We start from the raw sequence: 26,532 nt of genomic DNA on the forward strand, positions 1-26,532 counted from the left end.
CTACACGTTCGGCGGTCTGCGGCCGACATCCGATGGGGTCCGCGGCCGCACCGCCGCGCCGTCTTGAGGAGATCCGCATGTCCCTGCACACCGATGCCCTGCGCGACCACGCCTGCCTGATCGTCCACGGACCGGACCAGCCCGGACTCGTCGCCGCCGTCACCGCACTGATCACGCGTCACCGCGCGAACATCGTCAGCCTCGACCAGTACTCGGACAACCCGGAGGGCGGGGCGTTCTTCCAGCGGGTGGTCTTCCACCGCACCGACCTCGCGGCCGCGGTCGACGAGATCGAGGACGACCTCGCGCGCACGCTCGAGCCCTACGGGATGCAGTGGCGGCTCACCGACCAGTCCGTCCCCAAGCGGATGGCGATCCTGTCCTCCACGAGCGACCACTGCCTGCTCGAGCTGCTCTGGCGTCATCGGCGGGGCGAGCTGAACGTCAGCATCCCGATGGTCGTCTCCAACCACACGGTGTCGGCGGAGGACGTGCGCTCCTTCGGCATCCCGTTCTTCCACGTCCCCTCCAGCGGCGCCGACAAGTCGGTCGCGGAGGCCGAGATCCTGAAGCTGCTCACGGGCAACGTCGACTTCGTCGTGCTGGCACGGTACATGCAGATCCTCTCCGACGACTTCCTCGAGAAGCTCGGCGTGCCCGTCATCAACATCCACCACTCCTTCCTGCCCGCCTTCGTCGGCGCGGGGCCCTACAAGAAGGCCAAGGAGCGCGGGGTCAAGCTGATCGGCGCGACCAGCCACTACGTCACCAAAGACCTGGACGAAGGACCGATCATCGAGCAGGACGTGACGCGGGTCGACCACTCGATGACCGCCTCCGACCTGCAGTCGCGCGGCGCCTACGTCGAGCGGGCGGTGCTCTCCCGCGCCGTGCAGTGGCACGCCGAGGACCGGGTCATCCGCCACGGCAACCACACGATCGTCTTCTGAGCGGCGGCCCGGCCCGGCCGGCGTCAGTACACGTACTCCATGAGGTCGAGCCCGAGGGCGCGGAACGCCTCGTGCGCGCGCAGCCGGTGCGCGACCGACAGATCGTCGAAGCACACGATGAGGGCGTAGGCGGCGCCGGCGCGCGGCCCGGCGATGACTCCGGCCTCGGCGCGGATGCCGTCGCCCCGGCCGGTCTTGTTGACGAAGAGCAGACCGTGGCGGTCGTCGTCGTGCGCGAAGGGGTCGAGCGCCGTGCTCGCGGCGACGAGCGCCAGATCCTGGTTGAGGCTCAGCCACTCCGACACCTGTGCGCTCACCGCCGGTGAGACGACCTGGGCGTTCACGAGGCCCGCGAAGAGGGTGACGAGCTCTCCCGTCGAGGCGAGGCCGACGTGCGGGGCGTCGTCGAGGCCGCGCTGATCGCGGAAGCCGTCGATCAGGGCCGTCTTGACGAGACCGATCTGCTCGACGCGCGCACGGACGGCGTCGAGCCCGACGCGCTCGAGCAGGGCGTTCGCGGCGGCCGCGTCCGACGCCGCCGCCGCCAGCACGGCGAGGTCGCGCACCGGCAGGGCGGGCGCCGCCAGCCGGTGCCAGAGGCCGCCGACCGTGACCGGCGGCACCGACGTGCGCTCGATGATCTCGAGGGGATCGAGCGTGCCGGCATCCATCTGCGCGGCCACCTCGATGAGAAGCGGCACGACGCCGATGCCCGCCACGGGGAGCACGAGGTGCGCGTCGCCGGCGAGCACCGTCTCGCCCGAGTCGAGGTCGGTCACGCACACCGAGACCTGCGCACCGGCGGCCGCCACGGCGTCGAGCGCGGCGAGCGCCGTCGAGAACGATCGCGCCCGCCCGCCGGATCGCCGCGGCGAGCGGCGGGATGCGGGGCGCTCCCCCCGCCGCGGCGATGCGGTGGTCACCAGATCGTGACGCGCTGGTCGGCGTCCAGCCACAGCGCGTCGGTCTCGGCGACGTCGAACGCCCGGTAGAACTCGTCGACGTTGCGGACGATCTGGTTGCAGCGGAACTCGTTGGGCGAGTGCGGGTCGATCGTCAGCAGACGGATCGTCTCGGCGTCGCGCCCCTTCTGCTGCCAGATCTGCGCCCAGCTCAGCAGCAGCCGCTGGATGCCGGTGAAGCCGTCGATCACCGGCCCGTCGGCGTTCTCGTCCGTGACGTCGGCGCCGCCGTCCAGACCCAGGGAGAGCCGGTACGCCTTGATGGCGATGCCGAGCCCGCCGAGATCGCCGATGTTCTCGCCGATCGTGAGCGCCCCGTTGACGTGGTGCTCGGCGGCGAGACCCTGCGGCACGAGCTCGTCGTACTGGGCGATCAGGGCCGCCGTGCGCTGCTGGAACGCCGCGCGATCCTCGTCGGTCCACCAGTCGCGGAGCGCGCCGGTGCCGTCGAAGGCCGACCCCTGATCGTCGAAGCCGTGGCCGATCTCGTGGCCGATCACGGCGCCGATGCCGCCGTAGTTGGCCGCGGCATCCCGATCGAGCTCGAAGAACGGGTACTGCAGGATCGCCGCGGGGAAGACGATCTCGTTCATCAGCGGGTTGTAGTACGCGTTGACCGTCTGCGGGGTCATGTACCACTCGTCGCGGTCGATGGGTGCTCCGAGCTTGGCGATCTGCCGCTCGTGCTCCCACGCGTTGGTGCGGCGGACGTTGCCGATGAGGTCGGCGGCGTCGACCTCCAGAGCGGTGTAGTCCTTCCACTTCTGCGGGTAGCCCACCTTGGGGGTGAAGGCGGCGAGCTTCTCCAGCGCACGGTCGCGGGTCTCGGGCGTCATCCACTCCAGCGTCGCGATCGACGCGCGGTAGGCCTCGATGAGGTTCGCCACCAGCTCGTCCATCGCCTCCTTGGCCGCCGGCGGGAAATGGCGATCGACGTACACCTTGCCGACCGCTTCGCCCATGGCCGCCTCGACGAAGCCGACACCGCGCTTCCAGCGTTCGCGGTTGACCGGGACGCCGGTGAGCTCGGTGCCGTAGAAGGCGAAGTTGGCCTCGACGAACGCAGCGGACAGGAACGCCGCCGACGCGCGCACGACGTGCAGTCGCAGCCAGGCCTTCCAGTCGTCGAGGCGGTCCTCGACGAGCAGGCGGCCGAGGCCGGAGAAGTAGCTCGGCTCGTTCACGTTGATCTCGGCGAACCCGTCGCGGCGCCCCGGCGCGACGGCGTTGAGCCAGGGATCGAGGTCGACGCCGACGAGCCCCTGCACCTCATCCCAGGTCATGAGGTTGTAGGTGGCGACCGCGTCGCGGGTGCGCACGTTGTCCCAGTGGTGCGTCGCCAGCTCGGTCTCGAGCGCGAGCACCCGGTCGGCCTGGCGCCCGGCATCCTCGCCCGCGGCGTCGACGCCGGCGAGCGCGAGCATCGTCTGCACGTAGTCGCGGAACGCGACACGGGTCTTGTCGAAGTTCTCCAGCCGGTAGTAGCTCTCATCGGGCAGCGAGAGCCCGGACTGGACGAAGAAGGAGACGTAGCGCTCGGGGTTGCCCGGGTCGGGCTCGATGTACACGCCGATCATGCCGCCGACGCCCTCGCGCTCGAGCTCGCCGACCGTGCACAGCAGCGCGGGGACGGAGTCGATCGCGTCGACCCGGGCGAGCTGGTCGCGCAGGGGCTCGGCGCCGCGCTGCTCGATCCGCTCCGTGTCCATGAAGCTCGTGAACAGGTCGCCGATCTTGCGCGCCTCGGTCCCGGGCTCCGCCGCCGTCGACTCCTCGATGATCGCGCGGACGTCCTTCTCGGCCTGCTCCGCGATGAGGTGGAACGAGCCCCACCGCGCCTTGTCGTAGGGGATCTCGGTGCGTTCCAACCAGGCTCCGTTGACGTGGCGGAAGAGGTCGTCCTGAGGACGGATGCCGGGGCTCAACGCGGACAGCTCGATACCCGAGCGCAGGGAGGGATCGGTCATGCCGTACAGGATACGCGCCGGTTCTGACCGCGCGATCCGTGTTCACCCGTCGTTCGTCGTACATCCGTCGGGCACCGGCTCGCTCTCGAACCGGGCCCGCGTCCACGCCAGCAGATCGGCGGTCGTCGGGGCGTAGCCCTCCATGATCTGGGCGTGCTCGTATCCGTCGTAGCGACGGTAGTCGACGCGCTGGCCGGCGTCGCACATGCGCGCGACGGCGTCGTCCTGCGCCCCCACCGAGATGATCGTGTCGGCGCGCCCCTGACCGACGAACACGGGGGGACCGATGAGCGCGGGGGCGGTGCTCTGGCGCAGCCGGGCGCCGAGCGGACCCGTCGTGGGGTCGTCCGCGAAGATGTCGCGGTCTTCGCTGAGTCCGACGACCGCCAGCACCGACAGCGCCATCGTGGGCTCGTTCAGGCAGCGTTGCGACATGGCCCGGACGACCGTCTGCGCGCCCGGGCGGATGTACCGGTCGTAGGTCACCTCGGGATCGATCGCCTCATAGGCGGCGAAGGCGTAGGAGGCGAAGATCGTCCCGCCCGCCACCTGCGAGACGTCGCGCACGAGCCGCAGCGGATCGACGGCGGGAGCGAGGGCCGCCACGCCGCGCACCCACAGGCCGGGGGCATAGGAGCGGGCCAGCGCCCCCGACCAGAGCGCGGCACCGCCGCCCTGGGAGTGACCCCAGATCACGGTGTTGCGGCTGAGGTGCGCGTCCTCGAGCTCCCACGCGGCGCGCACGGCGTCGAGCGACGCCCACGCGCTCGCCTCGCCGAACAGGTACGGATGCGGCCCCGTGGTGCCCAGTCCGCTGTAGTCGGTCGCGACCATCGCCCACCCCTCGGCGACGACTTTGCGCGGGTAGTACATCGCGCCGGCCCAGAACGGGCGCTGCTGCAGGGTGGGAGCGCAGTGCTGGGCGAACCCCGTCGTGCCGTGGTTCCACTGCACGACCGGCCAGCGCGTGCCATCCGCGCGGTCGCGCGGCACCATGACCATCCCGCTCGCGACGCGGAGCCGTCCGTCGACGCCGGTCGTCGTGTAGAGGATGCGCCAGGCCCGCGCCTTCGCGGGGACCTCGTTCGTGAACTCCTCCGCACGGATCAGCCGGCCCGGCTCGGACGGCACGTCGCGCGGAGCGGCGTAGAACTCGTCGACGACCGTGGAGCCGTCGCGCAGCGGCGTCGTCACGATGGCGACGGTCACCGCGAGGGCCACGGAGCCGAGGGCCATGGCGGTGCGCCCCCAGCGGCGCTGCGGCACGGGGCGCCGGGGGTCACGGCGCTCGTCGCGGCGCCGGCGGAGCGCCGCCCACAGGTCGACGCTGCCGCGGATGATGAGCGAGGCCCCGAACACCACGGCGACGACGAGCAGCGTGATGTCGGGCCAGACGAGCGCCAGGACGCCGAAGATCAGGCCGGTCGCGCCGAAGGCGGCATCCGAGATCCGCTCATCCCAGCCGCGGCCCGCCCGGAACGCGGACAGCACCCCGATCCCGCCGTTGACGAGCAGCAGGATGCCGGTGATGTCGGCGACCGCCCGCACCGTGAGCCCGGGCCACACGAGCACGAACAGCCCGAGGGCGAACCAGCCGATCGCGACCGGCCACCGCCACCAGCGGCCGCCGCGCTCCTCGGCGCGGCCGTTCGCCTCCAGCACGCCGGTGAGCACCATGCCGCCGCCGAGGAGGAGGGCCAGCACGTCGAGCGCGGTCGTCGGGCGCCAGACGATCACGGCGCCCAGCGCCACGGTCGCGATCGCGAGCGCGATCCGCAGCCCTTCCGGCATCCGCGCGTGCAGCCGCCACAGCGGGAGGTCCTGCAGGATGCCGTGCCGCGCCATCGGTCCAGGCTAGAGGAGTCGCGCTCGCCCTCCGGACGGGGTCGGCACTGGCCCCTAGGCTCGGAGTATGGCCGCCCCCACCCTCAACCGCGAGATCCTGCGGCTGGCGGTTCCGGCCCTGGGCGCACTCGTCGCCGAACCGCTCTTCCTCATCGTCGACGCGGCCCTGGTCGGCCACCTCGGGGTCGTGCCGCTGGCCGGCCTCGGCATCGCCTCGGCGGTGCTGCAGACGATCGTCGGTCTCATGGTGTTCCTCGCCTACTCGACGACACCCGCCGTCGCGCGGCGATTCGGCGCCGGCGACCAGACCAACGCCGTCCGCGCCGGCATCGACGGCCTCTGGCTCGCGCTCGGCCTGGGCGCCGTGCTCGCCGTCGCCGGATCGCTGCTGACCCCCTGGCTCGTCTCGCTGTTCGGCGCGGGCGCCGACGTCGCCGCGCAGGCCGTGATCTACCTGCAGCTGTCGATGTGGGGGCTGCCGGCGATGCTCATCGTGTTCGCCGCGACGGGACTGCTGCGCGGCATGCAGAACACCGTGACGCCGCTGTGGATCGCCGGGCTCGGGTTCGGCTTGAACGCACTGCTCAACGCCGTCTTCATCTACGGGTTCGGGTGGGGCATCGCCGGCTCCGCGGCGGGCACCGTGGCCGCGCAGTGGGCCATGGTCGGCGCGTACGCCGTCGTCGTGGGCCGGCTGGCCCAGCGCCACGCGGCATCCCTGCGCCCCCAGCGCGACGGACTGCGCGGATCGGCGCGGGCGGGTGGCTGGCTGTTCCTGCGCACCGTCTCGCTGCGCGCCGCGTTCCTGGCCACGGTGTTCGCGGCGACGGCTCTCGGCACCGACGAACTGGCCGGCTGGCAGGTCGCTTTCACGATCTTCTCCACCGCCGCCTTCGCGCTCGACGCGCTTGCGATCGCGGCGCAGGCCCTCATCGGGCGCGGACTCGGGGCGGGCGACGAGACGTTCGTGCGCCGCGTCCTCGGCCGCACCGTGGCGTGGGGCGTGTGGTTCGGCGTGCTCGTGGGCGGCGCCATCGGCGCCCTGTCGGGGGTGATCGGTCTCGTCTTCACCGGCTCGCCCGATGTCGCCGCACTGGTGCAGCCGGCACTCGTGGCGCTGGCGGTCGCGCAGCCCGTCTGCGGCGTCGTCTTCGTCCTCGACGGCGTGCTCATGGGCGCGGGCGACGTGCGCTACCTGGCGCTGGCCGGAGCGGTGAACCTCGTCCCCTACATCCCCGCGCTCGCGGTGCTGTGGATCCTGCATCCCACGGGCGCCTCGGGCCTGATGTGGCTCGCGATCTGCTTCTTCGGCGTGTACATGCTGGCGCGGCTGGCGACCCTCGGCTGGCGGGTGCGGCGGCCGGAATGGACCACCGCGGGCGCCTGAGCACGACGGCGGCTCACGCCCAGCGGCGACACCACTCGTACATGACGACCGCCGCGGCGGCGCTGGCGTTGATCGAGCGGGTCGATCCGTACTGCGTGATCTCGACGACGGCGGATGCCGCCGCCACCGCCTCGGCCGACAGTCCGGGGCCCTCCTGCCCGAACAGCAGCACGCACCGCTCGGGCAGCTCGGCCCGGTCGACCGGCAGCGACCCGTCGACGTTGTCGACCGCGATCACGGGGATCGCGGCATCCCGGGCCCACGCGGTGAAGGCGGCGACGTCCTCGTGGTGGCGGACGTGCTGGTAGCGGTCGGTGACCATGGCGCCGCGGCGGTTCCACCGGCGCCGGCCGATGATGTGCACCTCGGCCGCGCCGAACGCGTTGGCGCTGCGGACGATCGAGCCGATGTTCATGTCGTGCTGCCAGTTCTCGATGGCGACGTGGAACGGATGCCGGTGCTCGTCGAGGTCGGCGACGATCGCGGCCATGGTCCAGTAGCGGTACCGGTCGACGACGTTGCGGCGATCGCCGTCGGCGAGCAGGTCACGGTCGTACCGGGGGTCGTCGGGCCAGGCGTCCGCTCCCCCGGGCCACGGCCCGACGCCGACGGGCAGCTGCGGCTCGCCGTCCGCGTCGGGCGCGGCTTCCGGCGATCGCGCGGGGTCGGTCATCGCTCCAGGCTACCGATCCGGCCGGTCACGGCCCTCCGGCCTGCACTACTCCGCCCGAGCCGGGCTCGCGGCCGGTTACACCCCCACCTGTCGCCGCTCGGGCGGAGTCACGCAGACGCCACACCCCCGACGTGCGAGATTTCGGCACACCGAAATCTCTGCTAATTTTTCGGCATGCCGAAAAATCCTCCCTCGACGCTGGAGACGGGTAGCCGTGCGACCCGGCCTGCGCGGCCCGCAGCCGTACCGGCGAGGACGCGGCGCGCGGCGTGGTTGCTCGGGCCGGCGCTCGTCGCGGGGGTCGCCTACCTCGACCCGGGCAACGTCGCGAGCAACATGACCGCCGGCGCGCGCTTCGGCTACCTGCTGGTCTGGGTGGTCGTCCTGGGCAACACGATGGCGTGGCTCATCCAGTACCTGTCGGCCAAGCTGGGCATCGTCACGGGCCAGAGCCTCGCCGAGACCCTCGGCACCCGCCTGCGCGCCCCCTGGGCCCGCCGCCTGTACTGGCTGCAGGCCGAGCTCGTCGCCATGGCGACCGACGTCGCCGAGGTGATCGGCGGCGCCGTCGCCCTCTGGCTGCTGTTCGGGGTACCGCTGCCCGTCGGCGGGCTCATCACCGGCGCGGTGTCGATCGCCCTCCTGCTCGTTCAGCAGCGCCGCGGCGCCCGCAGCTTCGAGTTCGTCGTGATCGGCCTGCTCGTCGTGATCTCCATCGGCTTCACCTACGGGGTGTTCGTCGCCCCACCGGATGCCGCCGGCGTCGCCGCGGGCATGGTCCCCCGGTTCGAGGGCTCCGAGTCGGTGCTGCTCGCGGCATCCATCCTGGGTGCGACGATCATGCCGCACGCGATCTACGCGCACAGCGCGCTGGCGCGCGACCGCTTCTCCGCACCGGGCGCGCGGGCGGAGGACCGCGCGCAGTCGACCCCGACCCTGCTGCGCGCGACCCGGTGGGACGTGACGATCGCGCTCGTCGTGGCGGGCACCGTCAACCTCGCGATCCTGCTGCTGGCGGCGGCGAACCTCGCCGGGGTGGCCGGGACCGACAGCCTCGAGGGTGCGTACGCCGCCCTCTCCGCCGGCCTCGGCGGGGTCGTCGCGACGATGTTTGCCGTCGGCCTCCTCGCGAGCGGGCTGGCCAGCACGGCGGTCGGCGCGTATGCGGGGGCCGAGATCATGCACGGACTGCTGCGCATCCGCGTGCCGCTGATCGCGCGGCGGCTCGTCACCCTCGTGCCGGCCATCGCGATCCTGGCGCTCGGGGTCGACCCGACCTGGGCGCTGATCCTCAGCCAGGTGGTGCTGAGCTTCGGCATCCCGTTCGCGCTCATCCCCCTCGTCTCACTGACGGCGCGGCGCGACGTGCTCGGCGCGCACCGCAACCGCTGGTGGACGACCGTCGCGGGCGCGCTGGCCTCGGCGTTCCTGGTGGCGCTGAACGCCGTGCTGCTGTGGCTCGTGCTGTCGGGCGGATAGTCCCGGCCCGCTAGCCTGAAGACGTGGCTGCGAACTCCGTCGCGATCGACGACTACCTGAAGACGATCTACCACCACACCGAGTGGCAGACCACGCCGATCACGTCGTCGCAGCTGGCATCCGAGCTGAAGCTCGCTCCCTCGACGGTGACCGAGATGGTGCAGAAGCTCGTCGGCCTGGGCCTGGTCGACCACCGCCCGTACGGTCCGGTGTCCCTCACCGAGGCGGGTCGGCTCCGGGCGGCATCCATCATCCGCCGACATCGCCTCATCGAGACGTGGCTCGTGCAGGAGTTCGGCTACGCCTGGGACGAGGTGCACGACGAGGCGGAGGTGCTCGAGCACACGATCAGCGACCGACTGCTGGCGGGCATCGACGAGCGACTGGGGCACCCGCGGTTCGACCCCCATGGCGATGCGATCCCGGATGCCGCGGGCAACGTCCACCGCCTCCCGTTCGTGCTCCTGGCCGCCGCCGACCTGGGCCACACCGGCGAGGTGCTCCGCGTCAGCGACCGCGATCCCGAGCTGCTGCGGGCGCTGGAGGGAGCGGGCATCGATGTGGGGCACCGCCTCGTGGTCGCGGGAGCCGACGTCGTCCGCGTCGACGACGGCGCGACCGTGACGCTTCCCGCCGGCGCGGCCGGTGCGGTCTGGCTGACCGCCTGACCCGGGTGGCGCCCGCCCGCCGCCCCGACAGGGATGGTCCCCGACAGGGATGTTCCCGGCAGGGATGTCCCACAAGAGGTCCCCTCCGGGCCCTCCGCACCGCACAATCTGGGACGCACCCCGCTATAAGTGGGACACGGTCGGGGCGAGGGGGGCATCGCGACCGGGACCGCGGAGGAGCTGGCGGCGGGCTCAGCGCCGCCAGGGGCGGCGGGTGCGACTGGCCTTCAGGTACGGCCAGGTGATCCCCGTGGCGTGCTCGCAGTAGGCCCACAGCCGCGCGGCGATGTCCTCGTCGCGCGTGAGCTTGCTGGCGGTGCCGAGTGTCGGCGGCCCGGCGACGAGGCGCGACGGGCCCCAGAACTCACCGCCCGTCGCCTCGGGGTCGACGAGCGCCCGCACGAGCGGCCAGGCCCCGTGCTCCTTCGACTGGGTGATCGGAGCCTGCAGGTTGTCGACGAAGCGCGTCATCCGCGACGGCTCGTTGACCCCGAGGATGCCGCGGGTGCGGCCGCTGATGGCGTAGCCCGGGTGCGCGACGACACTGTCGATGGGCACGTTCGCGGCGCGCAGCCGCCGGTCGGCCTCGAAGCCGAGCGCGGTCGTCGCGACCTTCGACTGCACGTACGCGCGCCACGGCGAGTAGTTCGTCTCCAGCTCGGGGTCGACGGGGTCGTAGTTGCCCATGGCGGTGGACATCGACCCGACCCACACCATGCGTCCGCGCCCCGCGGCGAGGGGCAGCAGCAGTTCGCCGGCGAGCGCATAGTGGCCGAGCGCGTTGGTCGCGAAGACGACCTCGTGTCCATCGGCGGTGGTCTCGCGATGGCGCGGCGGGTGCACGATCCCGGCGTTCAGCAGCAGGCCGTGCAGGCCGGCGCGGCCGCGGACGGTCGCGGCCGCCGCGCGCACCGACCCGAGGTTGCTCGTGTCGAGCAGGAGCGTCGCGATCTCGGCATCCGGCACCTGACGACGCACCGCCGCGCGCGCGACGGCGAGCTTGTTCGGATTGCGGCCGGTCATGATGACGTGCGCGCCGGCACCGGCCAGCTGCAGCGAGGAGAAGAAGCCCAGGCCCGCCGTCGACCCCGTGACGAGGTACCGCTTCCCGGACAGGTCGGGGAGCGTCGTCGGGTCCCAGTCATCGCGTGCCACGCGTCGAGACTACGACCGGACGGCCCCGCTAGGCTGGCCCCATGCGGACACGCGCCGATATCGAATGCTGGCTGACGGACATGGACGGCGTCCTCGTCCACGAGAACAAGCCCATCCCCGGCGCCGCCGAGCTGCTCGCGCAGTGGCGCGACGCGGGCACGCCGTTCCTCGTGCTGACGAACAACCCGTTCTACACGCCGCGCGATCTGAGCGCGCGGCTGCGCATCTCGGGCCTCGAGGTGCCCGAAGACCGCATCTGGACGTCGGCGCTCGCGACGGCGGACTTCCTGCGTTCGCAGCAGCCGGGCGGCACGGCGTTCGTGATCGGCGAGGCGGGGCTGACGACCGCTCTGCACGAGGCGGGGTACGTCCAGACGGAGACGCAGCCCGACTACGTCGTCATCGGCGAGACCCGCAACTACTCGTTCGACCGCATCACGCAGGCGATCCGCTTCATCAACGCCGGCGCGCGCTTCATCATCACCAACCCCGATGCGACCGGTCCGACCCCGACGGGCGTCGTGCCGGCGACCGGCTCGTTCGCGGCGCTCATCACGCACGCGACCGGCAAGGAGCCCTACGTCGTCGGCAAGCCGAACCCGATGATGTTCCGCTCGGCGATGAACCGCATCGGCGCGCACTCCGAGAACACCGGGATGATCGGCGACCGCATGGACACCGACGTGGTGGCCGGCATCGAGGCGGGCCTGCACACGATCCTCGTGCGCACCGGCATCTCCGATGACGCCGAGATCGAGCGCTATCCCTTCCGCCCCGACGAGATCGTGGACTCGGTCGCCGACCTGCTCGCCGCCGAGCCGGCGGAGTCCGAGATGCCCGAGGGCCTGTGACGGAGCGCAGCTCCGGTCGACGGGTCACCCTCACCGAGGTCGCGGAGCGGGCGGGCGTCTCCCGCTCGGCCGCATCGTTCGCCCTGAACGGCCGCCTCGACCAGCGCCTGTCCGAAGAGACGATGGCGCGCGTGCGCAAAGCCGCCGACGATCTCGGCTACCGCGCCAACGTCACGGCGAAGACGCTGCGCACGGGCCGGTCGGGCACCGTCGCCCTGGTCTCGGACTTCGTCAGCTCGACGTCGTTCGCCAACTCGATGGTGCGCGGGGCGCTGGAGCGCCTGCGCGAGGCGGGGCTGCTCCTGTTCACCGTCGACACGCAGGGGGATGCCGAGATGGAGCGCCGCTTCCTCGACGACCTCGTCGCCCGCGACATCGACGGCATCCTGTACGCCTCGATGTTCACGCGGCGCGTGACACCCCCGGCATCCGCCCGGCACACCGCCCTCGTGCTCATGAACTGCGAGGCCGACGCGCCCGCGATCAGCTCGGTCGTACCCGACGAGCGCGCCGCCGGAGCGGCCGCCGCCCGCGCGCTGCTGGACGCCGGCCACGACCGTGACATCTGGTTCGTCGGCACGCTGGCTCCGGGCCGCACGGGCGGCTCCGCTTGGCACGAGTGGGGCCCGGTCGCGCTGCCGCGGCGCCTCGAGGGCATCCGCGAGACGCTCGCGGGGGCCGGCATCGAGCTCGCCGGCGACGTGGCGGTGGACGACGACTGGACCGTGCACGACGGCCGGGATGCCGCGGAGCGCCTGCTCGCGACGGGGGCGCGCCCGCGGGCGATCATCTGCGTCAACGACGCCGTCGGCGTGGGGGTCTTCCAGGCCCTGCGCCGTGCGGGGCTGCGGGTGCCCGACGACGTCTCGCTCGTGTCGTTCGACGGCGGCGTGCTCGCCGAGGCGACCGACCCGCAGCTCGTCTCACTGCGCCTGCCCCAGGCCGAGATCGGCCGCCGGGCGGCGGATCTGCTGCTGTCCCCGGGCGACGGCGTGCGTCACGAGCTGGTCGAGATGCCGGTCAGCGCCGGCGGCTCCATCGCCGCACCCCGGGCGTGAGCGCCGGGGTCGAGACCCGAGTCCGATCCGCGGCGTGACGATCGCCGGAGAATCCGCACGCTGTCGGCCGAACCGGGCCGACCGCGGGGGCATGGAGCACAGGAATCCGACGTTCGTCACGGCCGACCTCCGCCACGTCGAGGATGCCGCCCCGGCCGCTCCGATTCCTCCGGCCCGTACGGCGACATTCGCGCTTGCATCGCGGTGCTATATCGGTATAGCTTGTCTCTCGACGGCGTCGGAGCCCGGAGTTCGGACATGCATGCGGATGACGCCAGCCACCTCCATCCCGCACGTACAAAGGAGTATGACCATGAGCGCACTCACCGCTCGCACCGCCCCCAACCCCTGGTGGGTCGGCTTCGTCTGCGGGATGGCGACGTTCGTCGACGCCGCCGCGACCACCGGCATCGGTGTCGCCCTCGTCCTCTTCCAGTCGTTCACCCCCGGCACCCCCGGGCTCACCGCGGACCAGGTGGGCCTGCTGACCGGCGTCCTCACCGCCGGGGTCGCGATCGGCTCGCTCCTCGGCGGGCGCCTGGCCGACCGGTTCGGCCGCCGCCGCGTCTTCCTCGTGACGATGAGCCTCATCGTGCTCGGATCGCTCACGCCGTTCTTCGGCGTCTCCTTCGGGCTCCTCCTGCCCGGCATCGCGCTCATCGGCCTCGGCGTCGGCGCCGACCTGCCGGCGGCTCTCGCCTCGATCTCGGAGGCCGCCGACGACCGCAACCGCGGCAAGATCCTCGTGTTCTCGAACCTCCTGGGCGGCTTCGGCATCCTGCTGGCCGTGCTCATCGGCATCTTCTTCGGCGCGCTCGGCGAGACCGGCGGCCGCATCATGTTCGCCGCCTTCGGCGGCGTGGGGCTCGTGGTGCTCGCGCTGCGACTGACGATCCCGGAGTCGGCGACCTGGCTCGCCGCCCAGCAGGAGCGCCGCACCGGCGTGCAGACCGTCCGCGCCGAACGCGGGCGCCTGCGCGACTTCGGCCGCCCGCAGTACCGCCGCCCGTTCGTCACGCTGCTGATCTACTACACGCTCGCATCCATCGCGATCAGCGTCGCCGGCAGCTTCGGCACCTTCGTCGCCGTGAACGTCGCCGGCATCCCGGTGAACGAGTACCAGACGTGGACGCTGCTGGCGATGCCTGCCGCCATCCTCGGCGCGGTCTGGTTCATGGCCGTCGCCGACACGACGTTCCGCATGAGCTACTACGTGGCGGGCGCGATCGCGGTCGTCGTCGCGAACCTCGTGCCCGTGGTGTTCGGCTTCACCCTGCCCGCCCTCGTCGTCTCGGTCGTCGTGACGACGTTCGCCGGCGCGTTCTGCTTCGAGACGATCATGAAGGTGTGGACCCAGGAGTCGTTCCCCACCATGCTGCGCTCCACGGCGCAGGGCACCGTCTACGCCGTCGCCCGCTTCGCGACGGCCGGGTTCAACGTCGTCACACCGGCTCTTCTCGCCCTCAACCCGAGCGCCGTCTACGTCGCCGTCTCGGTGGTCGCCGCCGCCGGCTTCCTCATCGGCTGGATCGGCTTCCGCCGCGGCGTGACGAACGCGTTCGACGTGGAGTCGGAGACGGTCACGGCATCCACCGACCTCCCCCGCTCTGCGACGCTCGCCCGCTGACCCCGACGAAAGAACTCCCATGCGACTCGTTCCCTTCGAGACCACCGTCCGCGCACGGACGCTGCGCGGCACGCACTACCTGCCGGATGCCGCGGCGGGCGCGGCCCGGGAGCCGCGACCGACCGTCGTGTTGCTGCACGGCTTCGGCGGATCGCGGGTGGAGACCACCGGCGTCTTCGTGACGCTCGCCCGCGCGCTGGTCGCGGCCGGGTTCGGCGTGCTGGCGTTCGACCGCGCCGGCCACGGCGAGAGCGACGGGGAGTTCTTCGACACGACGGCATCCGGCGACATCGCCGACACGGCCGCGGTGCTCGCCGCCCTGCGCGAGAGCCCCGCGGTGGATGCCGCGAACCTGCATCTGGTGGGCATGAGCCTCGGCTCGGTCATCGCGGCGGCCGTCGCGGCCGAGGCGGGGGGCGGGGGCGCCATCCGGTCGCTGACGATGTGGTCGACGGCGGCGGTGTTCGTCGACGACATCCGCTCGGGGCAGATCCAGGGACGTTCGCTGGCCGCGCTCGACGGCCCGGACGGGTTCTTCGACTTCCTCGGCATGCGGATGGGGCCGGCCATGCGCGACGACGCCCTCACGTTCGACCCGTACGCGCGGGCCGCCGGGTACGGCGGGCCGGCGCTCCTGTTGCACGGCACGGCGGACTTCGTGCCCGTCTCCTCTGCCGAGCGCTACGCCGCGGCGGATGTGTTCGGCGAGCGCGCCGAGGTGGTCGTCGTCGAGGGGGCCGATCACGGGTGGGCCGAGCTCCCCCAGCGCGACGAGCTGATCTCCCGCACCGTCTCGTTCATCCAGATCCACTCCGAGAGGACCGCATCGTGAGCACGTCCGTCACCTCCACCCGCGCCACCGACACGACCGGGATCGGCGAGGTCGTGCGCCTCGGCGAGGCTCAGGTGCTGCTGGAGGGGCACCTCGACGTCGACGAGAGCCGCGGCATCCGCCCCCTGCGCCTGCCACGCAGCACGTGGGCGCAGTTCCCGCCGAACGGCGAGATCCTGCGGGCGATCACGGCGAACGCCAGCGGTGTGCGGCTGCGGTTCACGACCGCCGCGACGCGGCTGTCGCTGACGCTGCGGTGCACGCAGCTGTACTTCGCCGAGCTCGCCGGGCCGGTCAACGATGTGGTCGTCGAGGTCGACGGCCGGCCGGTGCACACGGCGCGCGCCCCCATCACTGACCTGCGGCGGCTGTCGTGGACCGGGGATGCCGCGGCCGACGAGCCCGTCACCGAGCCCGCGACGCTGGAGATCGCCCTGGACGGTGAGGGCGACACGGGCGGCACGGGCGACTCGGGCGGTGCGGCGACCGAGAAGGCCGTGACCGTGTGGCTGCCGCAGGGGATGATCGTCGATCTGCTCGACCTCCGGGCCGACGCCCCGGTGACCGCCGCGGAGCCGTCGCGCGCACCGGTGTGGATCCACCACGGCAGCTCGATCAGCCACTGCGTCGAGACGCCGTCGCCGACCGGTGTGTGGCCCGTGATCGCGGCGCGGACGAGCGATCTCTCGCTGATCAACCTGGGTTTCGGCGGACAGTGCATGCTCGATCCGTTCGTCGCCGACACCATCGCCGCCACGCCCGCCGACGTGATCACGCTGAAGGTGGGCATCAACATCGTGGGGGCGCGGTCGTTCGATCAGCGCACGTTCACTCCCGCGGTGCACGGCTTCCTCGATCGGGTGCGCGCCGGGCATCCCGACACCCCCCTCGTGCTGGCGTCGTCGATCCTCTGGCCGGGGAGCGAAGACACCCCCGGACCGTCGGACGTGGAGTTCTTCGACGACGGTCACGTCCGCTGCTATGCCGCCGGGGAGGCCGCCGACGTCGCCCGCGGCGCGCTGACCATGACCGAGTCGCGGCGGCAGCTGGCCGAGGTGGTGCGGGTGCGCGCGGCATCCGGGGAGCGGATCGCGTACCTCGACGGCCTGAGTCTCTACGGCCCCGACGATCAGGCGCGCTACACGCTGCCCGACAGCCTGCACCCCGACACGGAGCTGTATGCCGAGATCGCGGCGCGGTTCGCCGCCGCGGTGTTCGGCGCGGGCGGTCTCGTTCCGCGGACCGGGCTCGCCCCGCGGACGCGGCTAGGCTGAGACTGCCCGCCTCCACGCGGGCGGAGGAGACACCGTGAACGCGACCGAGCAGACCCTGCTGTTCGCCTCGACCGCCCTCGTGCTGGCCGGGACGCTCGTCGTGTTCGTCATGCAGGTGATCCGCGGCCGCCGGCGCGACCGCGGCGACGGGAGCGACCAGTGATGGCCATCGTGTTCGTCGTCACGGCGATGATCCTGCTGATCGTCGCGCTCGTGCTGTTCGTGCGCGGCCGCCGCGACGCCCCGCAGGGAACCCCGCTGCCCAACGGCCGCGGCATCCTGCTGCTGACGCTCGCGGGCCTCGTGTTCGCACTGGCGTCGCAGCTGCCCATCTTCCGCTGAGCGCACCGGCGTTCCCAGAATCGGATGCCGAGAACGGATTCGGATCTGCCGGCCGACGGCATCCGAATCCGTTGCTGATCTCCGAATCCGTTGCGGCGCGGGACGCGCGAGCCGCAGAGCCTTACTGCGCCTGCAGGCCCAGGTCGTCCAGGTCGATGATCGACCGCCACTCGTAGCCGGCGGCCTCGACGGCGGCCTGCGCGCCGGTCTTGCGGTCGACGACCGTCACCACCGCGACGATCTCCGCACCGGCGGCGGCGGCGACCTCAGCGGCCTTCAGGGGGGAGCCGCCCGTGGTGGAGGTGTCCTCGACGATCACGACACGCTTCCCGGCCACCTCGGCGCCCTCGATCTGGCGACCGCGGCCGTGGTCCTTCGGCTCCTTGCGCACGACGAACGCGTCCACGGGGGTACCGGCGGCGACCGACGCGTGCATGACGGCGTTCGCGATCGGATCCGCCCCCAGGGTGAGGCCGCCCACGGCATCCACGTTCAGGTCGCCCACCGCGTCGAGCACGAGCCGGCCGATCGCGGGAGCCGCGCGGTGGTCGAGCGTGAGCTTGCGCATGTCGACGTAGTACGTCGCCTTCTTGCCGCTGGAGAGCGTGAAGTCGCCGTGGAAGACGGCTTCGGCGGCGATGAGGTCGACGAGGGCGCGGCGCTCGGACTCGAGCTCGGGCGTGGAGGCGGCGGTCATGCACACGAGTCTACGGAAGCGAAGAACCGGGATTATTTCCGCGTCATCACCCGCCGCGGCATCCGCCCCGCGCCCTAGAGTCGGGAACGTCACCCGGCGCGGTGCCCGGGCGATCCCGGACGCTCCGCCCGACCCGATCGAAGGAGCACCATGGCCCGTATCGGCATCGTCCGCGAGCGGGACGGCGAGACCCGCGTCGCCGCCTCCCCCACCACCGTCGGCAAGATCCGAGCGCTCGGCTACGACGTGAGCGTCGAGGCGGGCGCGGGCGCGGCATCGTCGTTCCCGGATGCCGCCTACACCGCCGCCGGTGCGACCATCGCCACCCGCGACGAGGCCTGGGGCGCCGACGTCGTCCTGTCGGTCGCGGCCCCGACGGATGCCGAGATCGCGCTGCTGCAGCCGGGGGCGACGCTCATCGGCATCCTGAGCCCCGCGCTCAACCCCGACCTGCTCGCCGCCCTCGCCGCCCGCGGCGTGACGGCCCTCGCCATGGACGCCGTGCCGCGCATCTCGCGTGCGCAGTCGATGGACGTGCTCAGCTCCATGGCCAACATCGCGGGCTACCGCGCCGTCGTCGAGGCCGCGAACGAGTTCGGCCGCTTCTTCACCGGGCAGGTCACCGCCGCCGGCAAGGTCCCGCCCGCCAAGGTGCTCGTCGCCGGCGCGGGCGTCGCCGGACTCGCCGCGATCGGCGCCGCCTCGAGCCTCGGCGCGATCGTCCGCGCCACCGACCCGCGCCCCGAGGTCGCCGACCAGGTCGCCTCGATCGGCGGCACCTACCTCGAGGTCGTCGTGCCCGACGAGCAGAAGGAGGTCTCGGCCGACGGTTACGCCAAGGCCACCAGCGCCGCCTACGACGCCGCGGCCGCGAAGCTGTACAGCGACCAGGCCGCCGACGTCGACATCGTCATCACGACGGCGCTCATCCCGGGTCGCGCCGCCCCGCGACTGATCACCGCCGCCGACGTCGCGGCGATGAAGCCCGGCAGCGTCATCGTCGACATGGCCGCGGGCCAGGGCGGCAACGTCGAGGGTTCCGTCGCCGGCGAGCGCGTCGTCACGGCGAACGGCGTCATCATCCTCGGCTACACCGACCTCGCCGGACGCCTCCCCCAACAGGCGTCGCAGCTCTACGGCACCAACCTGCTGAACCTGCTCGCCCTCCTCACCCCCGGCAAGGACGGGCAGCTCACGATCGACGACACCGACGTCGTGCAGCGCGCCGTCACCGTCACGCGCGGCGGCGCCGTCACCTGGCCGCCGCCGCCCGTGCAGGTCTCGGCCGCGCCCGCGACGCCGGGGGCGGATGCGGCGGAATCCACCCCCGCGCCGGCCGCCAAGAAGGGGCTCTCGGCGGGAGCGAAGACCGGTCTGATCGTCGCCGGCATCGCCGCGCTGTTCCTCGTGTGCGCCGTCGCGCCCGCGCCCCTGCCGCAGCACATCCTCGTTCTCACCCTGTCGGTCGTCATCGGCTTCTACGTCATCGGCAAGGTCGCCCACGCCCTGCACACGCCGCTGATGAGCGTCACCAACGCGATCAGCGGCATCATCGTCGTCGGCGCCATGAGCCAGATCGTCGTGCCGAACCCCGTAGTGCAGGTGCTCGCGGCGATCGCGGTGCTCCTGGCATCCATCAACATCTTCGGAGGCTTCGCGGTGACCCGTCGCATGCTCGCCATGTTCCAGAAGGGCGACCAGAAGTGACCGCGCTCGCCCAGTCCGTCTCGACCGCCGCGTACATCGTCGCGGCGCTGCTGTTCATCCTCGCCCTCGCCGGCCTCAGCAAACAGGAGACCGCCCGTCGCGGCGTCGTCTACGGCATCGCCGGCATGACGATCGCCCTGCTCGCCACTCTCGTGCTCGTCATCGCGAACGGCACCCTCCTGCCCGACGGCGCGACCGCCGCGCTCGGGGTCGGGCTGCTCGTGGCCGCGGTCGTGGTCGGCGGCGCCATCGGCCTGTGGCGGGCGCGCGTGGTCGAGATGACCGGCATGCCCGAGCTCATCGCCCTGCTGCACTCCTTCGTGGGCCTCGCGGCCGTGCTCGTCGGCTGGAACGGCCACCTGTACGCCGACGGGATCGCGCCCGAGCTCGTCGGCATCCACCACGCGGAGGTGTTCATCGGGGTGTTCATCGGCGCCGTGACCTTCACCGGCTCGATCGTCGCCTTCCTAAAGCTCTCGGGGCGCATGTCGTCGAAGCCGCTCATGCTGCCCGGCAAGAACACCCTCAACGTCGGCGCGCTCGTGCTGTTCCTCGCCCTGACCGTCTGGTACGTCGCGACCCCGTCGATCTGGCTGCTCGTCGCCGTGACCGTGCTCGCCCTCGCTCTCGGCTGGCACCTGGTGGCCTCGATCGGCGGCGGCGACATGCCGGTCGTCGTCTCGATGCTCAACAGCTACTCCGGCTGGGCGGCGGCCGCGGCGGGCTTCCTCCTGAACAACGACCTGCTGATCGTCACCGGCGCCCTCGTGGGCTCGTCGGGTGCGTACCTCTCGTACATCATGTGCAGGGCGATGAACCGGTCGTTCCTGTCGGTCATCGCCGGCGGGTTCGGCATCGAGGCGCCCCGGAGTGCCGACGCCGAGGAGGGCGAACACCACGAGACGGATGCCGCGGCCGTCGCCGAGCTCCTCCGCGACGCCCGGTCGGTCATCATCACCCCCGGCTACGGCATGGCCGTCGCCCAGGCGCAGTACCCAGTCGCCGACCTCACGAAGCGGCTGCGCGAGCGGGGCGTCGAGGTGCGCTTCGGCATCCACCCCGTCGCCGGGCGCCTGCCGGGCCACATGAACGTGCTGCTGGCCGAGGCCAAGGTCCCGTACGACATCGTGCTGGAGCTCGATGAGATCAACGACGACTTCGCCGACACCGACGTGGTGCTCGTGATCGGGGCGAACGACACGGTCAACCCGGCCGCGGCCGAAGACCCGGGCTCGCCCATCGCCGGCATGCCGGTGCTGCACGTGTGGGAGGCGCGGAACGTCATCGTGTTCAAGCGGTCGATGGCCTCGGGCTACGCCGGCGTGCAGAACCCGCTGTTCTTCCGCGACAACACGCAGATGCTGTTCGGCGACGCCAAGCAACGGGTGGAGGACATCCTGCGGGCGCTGTGACCCGAGTCTGCCTGCACAACTCCGCCGGAAGCGCGCGGCGCGGGTACCGAGACAGCACTGCCGCCGGCTGGGGAGGAGTTGTGCAGGCGGACGCCGGGTGACCGGCGCGTCGGCGGGGGCCAATACGCTGGATGCCATGCGCATCGCCACCTGGAACGTCAACTCGATCCGCGCCCGCGTCGTCCGCACCGTCGACTTCGCCGTCCGCGAGGGCATCGACGTGCTGGCGATGCAGGAGATCAAGTGCAAGCCCGAGCAGTTCCCGTACGAGGCGTTCGAAGAGGCGGGCTACACCGTCGAGGCGCACGGGCTCAACCAGTGGAACGGCGTCGCGATCGCCAGCCGTGAGCCGATCGAGGAACTGCAGGTCGGGTTCGCCGGTATGCCCGGCTTCGCGAAGGGCCACGACGGTCCCGGCGCTCCTCTCGAAGCCCGCGCGCTCGGTGCCAAGATCGGCGGCGTCGAGGTCTGGAGCCTCTATGTGCCCAACGGTCGCGGACTCGACGACCCGCACTACCGCTACAAGCTCGACTGGCTGGAGGCGCTCCGCGGCTACACCGCCGACACGCTCGCCGCCGACCCCGACCGGGCGCTGGCGCTCACCGGCGACTTCAACATCGCCCCGACGGATGCCGACAACGGCGACCCCACCGTCGTCGAGGGCGTGACCACCCACGTCTCGCCGCCCGAGCGCGCCGCGTTCCAGGCGCTCCTCGATGCCGGACTGGCCGACACCGTCCGTCCGCTCGTTCCCACGGGCTACACCTACTGGGACTACAAGCAGCTGCGCTTCCCGCGCAATGAGGGTCTGCGCATCGATTTCATCCTCGGTTCGCACGCCTTCGCCGACGCGGTGACCGCGGCCGCCATCCATCGCGACGAGCGCAAGGGCGAGATTCCCAGCGATCACGTACCGGTCGTCGTCGACCTCGACCTCGAGGGCCCGGACGACGACGACCGGCCGATGATCTGGTGACCGGGCGCTCGCGCGTTTCGACTCGCTGCGCTCGCTCAACGACCGGGGGTCAGGTCGTGACGTCGCCGTCGGGCGCGTAGCGCAGCAGCAGCGTGCCGGTGGGGCCCGACACGGCCGGGGCGATCAACCGCAGCCGCGCCGGTGCGGCTGCGTCCGGGAACACCTTCTTGCCCTGTCCGAGCACCACCGGATGCACCCACAGCTTCAGCTCGTCGTAGACGCGGGCGCGCAGCAGGGTCTGGGCGAAGTCGACGCTGCCGATCACGTGCACCTCCGCGTGGCGGTCGCGCAGCGCGTCGACGGCCGCGACGACCTCGGCATCCGGGCCCGTCAGCACACTCGTGCCCGCCCACCCCGGTTCGAGGCCGGCCCGGGTCGCCACATACTTCGGGATGGCATCGAAGTGCCGACCGATGAACCCCTCGGGCCCGTCGGTGTGGTGCGGCCAGTACCCGGCGAAGATGTCATAGGTGCGTCGTCCCAGCAGGAGGGCGTCCATCCGACGGATGCCGCTGCCGACGTCCTCGCCGATGACGGCATCCTCGAACGGCGCCTGCCATCCGCCGAACGGGAACCCGCCGCTGGTGTCCTCCTCGGGGCCGCCCGGTGCCTGGGCGACGCCGTCGAGCGTCGTGAACAGGTCGATGACGATCCGCCCGCGCATCACGCGCCGTCCGCGTCGCCGCCCGGCGCATCGGCGTCCGTCGGCGGCCCCTGCTCGGCGGCGACGGGATCCATGTACAGGAAGCCGAGGCTGTTGCCGTCGGGATCGTCGAGATCGCGGCTGTACATGAAGCCGTAGTCCTGGGCGGGGCGCGGCTCGGTGCCGCCGGCGGCGACGCCGGCCTCGACGATCGCGTCGACGTCCTCCCGCGAGTCGCGCGAGAACGACAACGACGTCTGGGCCCATTCCTTCGGCTCGCCCACCGGCTTGTCGGTGAAGGTCGCGAAGTACTCGCGGCGCAGCACCATGAAGTAGATGTCGCCCGACCAGACGACGCACGCGGCGTTCTCGTCGGTGAAGTTCGGGTTGATGTCGCAGCCGAGGGCCCGGTAGAAGTCCATGCTGCGCTCGAGGTCGCTCGTCGGGATGTTCACGAAGATGCTCGTCATACAGCGAGCATGCACCGCGCCGCCCGCCGCGTCGAGACCCTCTCCGTCGCACGGGGGATGCCGCGGCATCCGCCTCGCCCTAGCGTGGAGGGATGAGCTCGACCGACCTCGACCGCACGACGACGCCCGCCCAGCGGCGCAACGACGTCTGGCTCGCGCTGGCGCTGCTCGTCAGTGCGGTGATCAGCGCCTGGCTCGGGAAGGTCGCGGGGTTCTACGGCGAGGACACGCCCGCCTTCGGATGGGCCCTGGTGTACGTCGCCGCCCTCACGCTCCCGCTCGCGCTGCGTCGTCGCTTCCCGGAGATCACGCTGATCGTGGTGGCACTCGCCTTCTTCGTGGGCGTCTCGGCCCGCATCCCCGAGGTGTACGTCAGTAACGTCGCGGTGTTCATCGCGATGTACACCGTGGGCGCCTGGGTGAGCGACCGTCGACGCGCGACCGTCGTGCGGCTGGCCGTCGTGGTCGGGATGTTCCTCTGGCTGCTCGTGACGACGTTCCAGGCGGCGATCGACCCGGACGGCGCCGGCCCGTCGCGCGCCGGACTGTTCTCCCCGTTCGCGGCGTGGATGATCATCCAGTTCCTCGTGAACGTGGCGTTCTTCGGCGGCGCGTTCTTCTTCGGGGAGCGGGCCTGGGCCGACGCGCGCTCGCGCGCCGTGCTGGAAGAGCGCACGCGAGAGCTCGAACGCGAACGCGAACTGACCGCCGCGCAGGCCGTCGCCCTCGATCGGGTGCGCATCGCGCGCGAGCTGCACGACGTCGTCGCCCACCACGTCTCGGCCATGGGGGTGCAGGCCGGCGCCGCCCGCACCGTGCTCGATCACGACGCCGACGCCGCCCGCGAGGCGCTCGTGACGGTCGAGGCGTCCGCCCGCGAGGCCCTGAGCGAGTTGCGTCAGCTGCTCGAGACGCTGCGCACGCCCGACGCCGACACCCCCGCGGCGTCGACGGTGCGCCTCGCGTCGATCCCCGAGCTGGTGGCGCACGCCAACGACAACGGGATGCCGACGACCTTCGCCGTCGTCGGCGACGCCGTCGAGCCGCCCGAGCTCGTGCAGGTGAACCTCTACCGCATCGCGCAGGAGGCGCTCACCAATGCCCGTCGCCACGGCGGGCCGGATGCCGCGGCCGATGTCCGCCTGCGCTTCGCCGACGACCACGTCGAGCTCGAGGTCGCCAACAGCGGCCGCGAGCACGTCGCCGGGCGCGCGGGGCTGGGCATCGTCGGCATGCGCGAGCGCGCGGCCGCGTCGGGCGGCACCCTCGAGGCCGGTCCACGCCCGCGCGGCGGGTTCCTCGTCCGGGTGCGCGTGCCGGCGCGGGCGAAGGAGGCGCGGTCGTGAGCGCCCCCGTGCGCGTGCTGCTCGTCGACGACCACGCCGTGATGCGTGCGGGGTTCCGCATGATCCTCGAGGCGCAGGGCGACATCGTCGTCGTCGGGGAGGCGGGATCGGGCGCCGAAGCGCTGACCGCGGCATCCGCCCTGCGACCCGACGTCATCTGCATGGACGTGCAGATGCCCGACATGGACGGCCTCGAGGCGACCCGCCGGATCGTCTCCGATCCCGACGTCGACGCGGTCGTGGTCATCGTGACCACCTTCGACCGCGACGACTACCTCTTCCAGGCGCTGCACGCCGGCGCGAGCGGCTTCCTCCTGAAGAACGCCGGCCCCGAAGAGCTCGTCACCGCCGTGCGTGTCGCGGCAGCCGGCGACGCGCTGCTCGCGCCCGCCGTGACGCGCCGCGTGATCGAGCGCTTCGCGGCATCCCCCGCGTACGCGGCCCCGTCGGCGGCGCCCGCGGCGCAGAAGCCGCGCGCCGCGCTGGTCGCAGAGCTGACCGATCGCGAGGCGGAGGTGCTGCGGCTGCTCGCCGACGCGCGCAGCAACGCCGAGATCGCGACGGCGCTGTTCATCGGAGAGGCGACGGTGAAGACGCACGTCTCGAACGTGCTGCAGAAGCTCGGCGCCCGTGACCGGGTCGCCGCGGTGGTCTACGCCCACCGGCACGGTCTGGTCTGACCGGCGCCGGGTGGGTCAGCCGCGGATGGCGACGGGGATCGAACCGGTCGTCGCCGTGGTGGCGGCCCGCGAGAGACGCTCGCGCAGCGACACCAGGGTGGCGTCGGGGCGCCACAGCGCCACGAGGCTCCAGCCGAACAGACCGACCAGCAGGACGTTGCGCGCGAGCAGCACGCCCGCGGCGAACGGGTGCGCATCGATCAGCGGCAGGTAGAGCACCGGGAACACGAGCGTCGTCAGGAAGCAGGTGACGGCCAGCCAGACGGCGACCGAGGTCCACGCCTTGCGATCGATCAGCAGCCCGGCCGCGACGATGGGCGCCAGCCACAGCATGTACTGCGGCGAGCCCACCTTGTTGAAGACGATCAGCGCCGACGTGAGCGCGAACGCCCCGCGGAGGATGAGGTGCTGCTCGCCGATGAGCGACAGCGCGCCCTCCTGCACCGCACGGCGACGCGCGCGCCACAGGAGCACGACGATGACGGCGAACGCGATCGGCATCGCGTAGCCGACGAGCACGCCGGCGGCGGCCGCGCCGGGGCCGGCGACCTCACGGGTGGCCAGCACGTAGTTCTGGTGGATCTGCGCGCCCGGCAGACCCAGCACCGTCGCCCACACCCACGGGGTGGCGACGGGGGCCTCGAGCTGGAGGGCGCGGTCGCCCTGGATGGTCGCGAAGCTGAAGAGGTTCGCGCCGCCGCCGAGGGCGACGACGATGCCGGCGATGGCGGCGCTCAGCGCCAGGCCGCCGGCGATGATCCGCATCCGCATCGACGACACCACGACGGCCGCCGCCGCGAGGGCGGCGGGGGCCACCTTGATCCACGTCGCGGCGGCGATGAGCACGCCCGCGACGAACGGACGACGCACGAGCCAGACGAGACCGGCGATGGCCAGCGGCGCGGCGAAGCCCTCGAGGCGCAGCATCGACACGGGCGCCAGCAGCACCTGGATCGCGAGCCAGTACCAGGCGGCGACGTAGCCCTTGCGGTTGCGGAGGTTGTCGGTGAGGGCCAGGACGGCGACGAAGTTCGCCCCGACCATCATGAGCAGCCAGACGAGCTGGTAGTTCCACGGGCCGGCGACGATGGCCGCCATGATCGGCGCGAGAGCCCCGGCCGGGTAGACCCAGGGCATGTCGATGACGGGCCAGTGGCCGTGCATGGCCTGCTCGGCCCACAGACGGTACAGCGGGAGGTCGCCCTCGGTGCCGCCGAAGATCATGACCTTCAGCAGCGCCAGGAAGAAGAGCGCGTGCACGACGGCGAAGCCGATGAGCAGGCCGCGACGCGTGAACGCGAAATGGAGGGCCCGGGGCCACCATTCCCGAGCACGGTCGGATACACGGGCGCCGAGGGCGCGGGTCACCTCAGGAGCGCTCGTCACCCGACAGAGTGTAGAAGAGATCACCTGGGGGAATGGTGGACGCGGTGTTACCTGTTCCTGACAATTCGCCGAGTGCACCGCGGTTCTGCGCCGTGAGAACTCCCCCGCGCGACGGATGCCGCGGCCTCCCCGACAGCGGAGGCGA

25 protein-coding genes are annotated in these 26,532 nt (G+C 72.0%); 16 read left to right on the plus strand and 9 right to left on the minus strand.

Features of this window, described 5'->3' with window-relative positions; genetic code table 11:
* Window positions 1–77 precede the first annotated feature (77 nt).
* A complete protein-coding gene (gene purU / locus KY498_RS10360) occupies window positions 78–950 on the plus strand; it encodes a formyltetrahydrofolate deformylase (protein ID WP_060959690.1) in 873 nt (290 codons plus the stop codon).
* Between the two features lie 23 nt (window positions 951–973).
* Here purU and KY498_RS10365 read toward each other — a convergent pair whose 3' ends face one another.
* The 3 genes from KY498_RS10365 to KY498_RS10375 are packed head-to-tail and all read right to left on the minus strand — an operon-like array spanning window position 974 to window position 5,724.
* Entirely contained in the window at window positions 974–1,873 is a 900-nt protein-coding gene (locus KY498_RS10365; protein ID WP_223848803.1) for a serine hydrolase, read from the minus strand.
* Window positions 1,870–3,879, minus strand: coding sequence for a M13 family metallopeptidase (locus tag KY498_RS10370; RefSeq protein ID WP_191009434.1), 2,010 nt, complete (start codon window positions 3,877–3,879; stop codon window positions 1,870–1,872). The genes KY498_RS10365 and KY498_RS10370 overlap by 4 nt, the downstream gene beginning before the upstream one ends.
* 42 nt (window positions 3,880–3,921) lie before the next feature.
* A complete protein-coding gene (locus tag KY498_RS10375) occupies window positions 3,922–5,724 on the minus strand; it encodes a lipase family protein (protein ID WP_191009433.1) in 1,803 nt (600 codons plus the stop codon).
* A 67-nt stretch (window positions 5,725–5,791) separates the two neighbouring features.
* On the opposite strand from KY498_RS10375, the gene KY498_RS10380 reads away from it, so the two are divergent.
* Window positions 5,792–7,111 (plus strand): MATE family efflux transporter, encoded by a 1,320-nt coding sequence (locus KY498_RS10380; protein WP_191009432.1) that lies wholly within the window; start codon window positions 5,792–5,794, stop codon window positions 7,109–7,111.
* Between the two features lie 13 nt (window positions 7,112–7,124).
* On the opposite strand, the gene KY498_RS10385 is transcribed toward KY498_RS10380, so the two are convergent.
* Window positions 7,125–7,784, minus strand: a complete 660-nt coding sequence (locus tag KY498_RS10385) for a TrmH family RNA methyltransferase (protein WP_191009431.1) — start codon at window positions 7,782–7,784, stop codon at window positions 7,125–7,127.
* Between the two features lie 174 nt (window positions 7,785–7,958).
* Between KY498_RS10385 and KY498_RS10390 the strand changes: the two genes are divergently transcribed.
* Both KY498_RS10390 and KY498_RS10395 read left to right on the plus strand, forming a co-directional pair.
* Complete coding sequence (locus KY498_RS10390; protein WP_223848800.1) at window positions 7,959–9,263, plus strand: Nramp family divalent metal transporter; 1,305 nt, start codon at window positions 7,959–7,961, stop codon at window positions 9,261–9,263.
* 23 nt (window positions 9,264–9,286) lie between these two features.
* Entirely contained in the window at window positions 9,287–9,931 is a 645-nt protein-coding gene (locus KY498_RS10395) for a metal-dependent transcriptional regulator (protein WP_060959696.1), read from the plus strand.
* Window positions 9,932–10,123: 192 nt separating this feature from the next.
* Here the strand turns inward: KY498_RS10395 and KY498_RS10400 are convergent, their stop codons facing one another.
* Window positions 10,124–11,086, minus strand: coding sequence for an SDR family NAD(P)-dependent oxidoreductase (locus KY498_RS10400; RefSeq protein WP_191009430.1), 963 nt, complete (start codon window positions 11,084–11,086; stop codon window positions 10,124–10,126).
* Window positions 11,087–11,127: 41 nt separating this feature from the next.
* Here KY498_RS10400 and KY498_RS10405 point away from each other — a divergent pair, with 41 nt between their 5' ends.
* The 7 genes from KY498_RS10405 (at window position 11,128) to KY498_RS10430 (ending at window position 17,070) form a co-directional block, all read left to right on the plus strand.
* Window positions 11,128–11,937: an HAD-IIA family hydrolase gene (locus tag KY498_RS10405; RefSeq protein WP_060959698.1), complete on the plus strand. Its 810-nt coding sequence runs from the start codon at window positions 11,128–11,130 to the stop codon at window positions 11,935–11,937.
* Window positions 11,934–12,995 (plus strand): LacI family DNA-binding transcriptional regulator, encoded by a 1,062-nt coding sequence (locus tag KY498_RS10410; protein ID WP_191009429.1) that lies wholly within the window; start codon window positions 11,934–11,936, stop codon window positions 12,993–12,995. Before KY498_RS10405 ends, KY498_RS10410 begins: the two co-directional genes overlap by 4 nt.
* Before the next feature lie 313 nt (window positions 12,996–13,308).
* Window positions 13,309–14,622, plus strand: coding sequence for an MFS transporter (locus KY498_RS10415; protein ID WP_101305385.1), 1,314 nt, complete (start codon window positions 13,309–13,311; stop codon window positions 14,620–14,622).
* 19 nt (window positions 14,623–14,641) lie between these two features.
* The gene (locus KY498_RS10420; protein WP_191009428.1) at window positions 14,642–15,454 is read left to right on the plus strand and encodes a S9 family peptidase; all 813 of its coding nucleotides are present in this window, start codon (window positions 14,642–14,644) and stop codon (window positions 15,452–15,454) included.
* Window positions 15,451–16,728, plus strand: coding sequence for a GDSL-type esterase/lipase family protein (locus KY498_RS10425; protein WP_191009427.1), 1,278 nt, complete (start codon window positions 15,451–15,453; stop codon window positions 16,726–16,728). Before KY498_RS10420 ends, KY498_RS10425 begins: the two co-directional genes overlap by 4 nt.
* 34 nt (window positions 16,729–16,762) lie before the next feature.
* Window positions 16,763–16,891, plus strand: coding sequence for a hypothetical protein (locus KY498_RS16530; protein ID WP_255266080.1), 129 nt, complete (start codon window positions 16,763–16,765; stop codon window positions 16,889–16,891).
* Window positions 16,891–17,070, plus strand: a complete 180-nt coding sequence (locus KY498_RS10430; protein WP_223848799.1) for a hypothetical protein — start codon at window positions 16,891–16,893, stop codon at window positions 17,068–17,070. The genes KY498_RS16530 and KY498_RS10430 overlap by 1 nt, the downstream gene beginning before the upstream one ends.
* A gap of 121 nt (window positions 17,071–17,191) precedes the next feature.
* Here the strand turns inward: KY498_RS10430 and pyrE are convergent, their stop codons facing one another.
* Window positions 17,192–17,767, minus strand: coding sequence for an orotate phosphoribosyltransferase (pyrE, locus tag KY498_RS10435; protein ID WP_191009426.1), 576 nt, complete (start codon window positions 17,765–17,767; stop codon window positions 17,192–17,194).
* 150 nt (window positions 17,768–17,917) lie between these two features.
* Between pyrE and KY498_RS10440 the strand changes: the two genes are divergently transcribed.
* The 3 genes from KY498_RS10440 to KY498_RS10450 all read left to right on the plus strand — a co-directional run bounded on the left by KY498_RS10440 (window position 17,918) and on the right by KY498_RS10450 (window position 21,862).
* A complete protein-coding gene (locus KY498_RS10440; RefSeq protein WP_191009425.1) occupies window positions 17,918–19,474 on the plus strand; it encodes a Re/Si-specific NAD(P)(+) transhydrogenase subunit alpha in 1,557 nt (518 codons plus the stop codon).
* Window positions 19,471–20,886, plus strand: coding sequence for a Re/Si-specific NAD(P)(+) transhydrogenase subunit beta (gene pntB / locus KY498_RS10445; protein ID WP_191009424.1), 1,416 nt, complete (start codon window positions 19,471–19,473; stop codon window positions 20,884–20,886). Before KY498_RS10440 ends, pntB begins: the two co-directional genes overlap by 4 nt.
* A gap of 136 nt (window positions 20,887–21,022) precedes the next feature.
* Window positions 21,023–21,862 carry an exodeoxyribonuclease III gene (locus KY498_RS10450; RefSeq protein ID WP_191009423.1) on the plus strand — a complete coding sequence of 280 codons (840 nt, stop codon included), beginning with the start codon at window positions 21,023–21,025 and terminating at the stop codon, window positions 21,860–21,862.
* A 49-nt stretch (window positions 21,863–21,911) separates the two neighbouring features.
* On the opposite strand, the gene KY498_RS10455 is transcribed toward KY498_RS10450, so the two are convergent.
* Together KY498_RS10455 and KY498_RS10460 are read right to left on the minus strand one after the other, a co-directional pair.
* Window positions 21,912–22,526 carry a dihydrofolate reductase family protein gene (locus KY498_RS10455; RefSeq protein WP_191009422.1) on the minus strand — a complete coding sequence of 205 codons (615 nt, stop codon included), beginning with the start codon at window positions 22,524–22,526 and terminating at the stop codon, window positions 21,912–21,914.
* Window positions 22,526–22,975: a VOC family protein gene (locus KY498_RS10460; protein WP_191009421.1), complete on the minus strand. Its 450-nt coding sequence runs from the start codon at window positions 22,973–22,975 to the stop codon at window positions 22,526–22,528. The genes KY498_RS10455 and KY498_RS10460 overlap by 1 nt, the downstream gene beginning before the upstream one ends.
* Before the next feature lie 92 nt (window positions 22,976–23,067).
* On the opposite strand from KY498_RS10460, the gene KY498_RS10465 reads away from it, so the two are divergent.
* Both KY498_RS10465 and KY498_RS10470 read left to right on the plus strand, forming a co-directional pair.
* The gene (locus tag KY498_RS10465) at window positions 23,068–24,321 is read left to right on the plus strand and encodes a sensor histidine kinase (RefSeq protein ID WP_061782203.1); all 1,254 of its coding nucleotides are present in this window, start codon (window positions 23,068–23,070) and stop codon (window positions 24,319–24,321) included.
* The gene (locus KY498_RS10470) at window positions 24,318–25,001 is read left to right on the plus strand and encodes a response regulator transcription factor (protein WP_101305376.1); all 684 of its coding nucleotides are present in this window, start codon (window positions 24,318–24,320) and stop codon (window positions 24,999–25,001) included. Before KY498_RS10465 ends, KY498_RS10470 begins: the two co-directional genes overlap by 4 nt.
* Before the next feature lie 15 nt (window positions 25,002–25,016).
* Here the strand turns inward: KY498_RS10470 and KY498_RS10475 are convergent, their stop codons facing one another.
* Window positions 25,017–26,387, minus strand: coding sequence for a hypothetical protein (locus KY498_RS10475; RefSeq protein ID WP_223848798.1), 1,371 nt, complete (start codon window positions 26,385–26,387; stop codon window positions 25,017–25,019).
* Between the last annotated feature and the right edge of the window lie 145 nt (window positions 26,388–26,532).

Source organism: Microbacterium sp. PAMC21962 (assembly GCF_019443465.1).
Lineage (GTDB): Bacteria > Actinomycetota > Actinomycetes > Actinomycetales > Microbacteriaceae > Microbacterium > Microbacterium hominis.